This is a genomic window from Massilia sp. P2_C2, assembly GCF_056404615.1.
On the sequence record NZ_JBFUDR010000524.1, the window covers coordinates 1 to 2372 of the forward strand.

The window sequence follows — 2372 nt, forward strand, 5'->3', positions numbered from 1 at the left end:
GCAAGGCCTTACGTCTATCAGACCGTCAGCTCAGGCAACGATCTGGACGGTACCGCATTGCCCCAGCAGGTTACGACCGTCACGCAATTCTCCGACTCGGGCGAGCCCCTGCAGGTGCAAACCCAGACAACGGGCACGGTTGCCGGCGTGTCGCAGACGTTCACAAAAACCGTGACGAACACGCTGGATACGACGGCCAACAATACCGCCTGCACCGACGCCAGCGGTCTGGTGTGCGCATGGGTGATCGGCAGGATGAGCCGGTCCACCGTCAACAGCCAGGTGCCGAGCGCGGTTGCGGGCACGGTCAGCCAGGGGACATCGGCCGTTGCCAATACCGTCCCGGCCACGCCGACGCCGACACCTGTCCCGATCGGCACGTTAATGAACATCATTACCAATCTGCWCATGGACGATTGATTCGCTCAAGAGTATCCGCTGTCGGGGCTCATCCCGGCGGCACCGGTCTGGATGTGCAGGCGCGTGCGTGCACATCCGTGGTGGGCGGCCTTCAGATGTCACTCGCCAAACTGTCGATAGGTCAGCTCGACCTACTTATAGATTGCAGGAATAATAAATGAAGCTCACATCAGAGGTTGGGCATGTAGGGTGCGGCACGTCTGAAGACCCGGGCCGCCAGCGGGTCGGCAACATGGCCGGCGTGATTGTCGCCCTCAAGGCGTTGATGCGCTGTTCCCCCTTCATTACGCTGCTGGGCGTGCTGATCTGGCATCCGGCGCAGGCGCAAGTGCCGTCGAATCCGTTCAACTACACGCGCACCACGAGTTATACCTACTATGGTCCGTCGGACGGTGCCAAGGGCGGGCTGCTCAAGAGCGAGACGATCGAGCCCGACTCGCCGCAACTGGCCACGGTCACCAGCTACGACTACGACTTCATCGGCAACCGTGTCAGTGCCACCATCGCCAACGGGCAGGGTGCGACCGGCCAAGCTCTGTTCGCCACGCGCAATACCAGCAGCGCCTACGCGGCGGTATCCAGCCAGACCATCAAGGTAGGCAATACCAACGTCAACGTCAGCGTTCCCGCCGGGCTGTTCGCCACTACCCAGACCGTGGACCCCGCCGGGCTGGCCTTCAGCGAGAACCGCAGCTACGACCCGCGCTTTGGCGTGATGCTCAGCCTCACAGGCCCCAACAGCCTGACGACCAGCTGGCAGTACGACGACTTCGGACGCGTGACGCGCGAGTTGCACGCGGACGGTACCAGCGTCGTCACGGCGTACTGCATCATCGCCGGGCAGGGCGTGGACACCAGCAGCAACAGCAATACCGCCAACGGCGATCCCCTGAGCTGCCCCACGCCGCCGAGCGGAGAGCTCCTGCCGGACACGATGATGTTCGTGCACAGCGTGCCGCTGGACGCCAACGGCGTGGCGATGGGCCCGTACAAGCGCGTCTACACCGACACGCTGGGCCGGGAAATCCGCCGCGTCACCGACAGCTTCGACGGCAGCGCCCAGACCAGCACCGTCGCCCACGTGCCCACTTTCACGGATAGCACGTATGACCAGTACGGCGTGAAGGTCCAGCAAACCCAACCCTACTTTGCCAACACCCTCAGCTCGAGCACCACCGGCAGCAACGATGTCGGGTTGACCTGGGTGCAGGTGGACGCACTCGGGCGCCCCACCTACGTATTCGTGGCTGACCCGAAGGGCAACAGTACCCATAGCTCGATGGGCTACGGTCCCAATTTCGGCAGCCGCACCGTGGCCCTGACCCGTTTTACCTACAGCGGGCAAAAAACCATCACGTTCAACGACAAGGGCCAGCAGCGCACCGAAGAAAAGAACGCTCTCGGCCAAATGACGGTCGTGACCGATGCCGTCGGCGCGACCCTGATCCACCAGCGCGACGCCTTCGGCAACCTGGTCAAGACCATCGACGCGACGGGCAATGCGACCGTGCTGGTCTATGACTACCGCGGCCGCAAGACCCAGATGCAAGACCCCGACACGGGCGTGTGGAACTACGCTTACGACGCGCTGGGCGAGCTGGTGTGGCAGCAAAGTCCCAACCAGGCCAAGGGTGGTACCCAGACCACGATGGTCTACGACGTGCTGGGACGTATGACCAGCCGCGTCGAGCCCGAATACACCAGCACCTGGCGCTACGACAAAAACGCCGACGGCAGCTCCTGCATGGCCGCCAACCCGGCTATGGGCAAAGGCAAGCTCTGTCAGAGCAGCGCCACCAATAACGTCAGCCACCAATACGCCTACGATAACCAGGGCCGCCCCACCAGCAGCCGCACTACGGTCACGAACGGCCCCAGTTTCATCAGCGCGGTGAGCTACGAGCCCAACACCGGCCGTGTGTCCTCGCAAACCTATCCGACCGGCGTGAAGG

General features: G+C 63.2%; 1 protein-coding gene and 1 pseudogene. Both read left to right on the forward strand.

Annotation, left to right across the window (positions count from 1 at the left end; all coding sequences use genetic code 11):
• Positions 1-420: hypothetical protein (locus tag AC1DYX_RS30385; protein WP_477265832.1), on the forward strand; the 420-nt coding region annotated here is incomplete at its 5' end.
• Positions 421-577: 157 nt separating this feature from the next.
• A pseudogene (locus AC1DYX_RS30390) lies at positions 578-2372 on the forward strand (hypothetical protein); the annotation flags it as partial.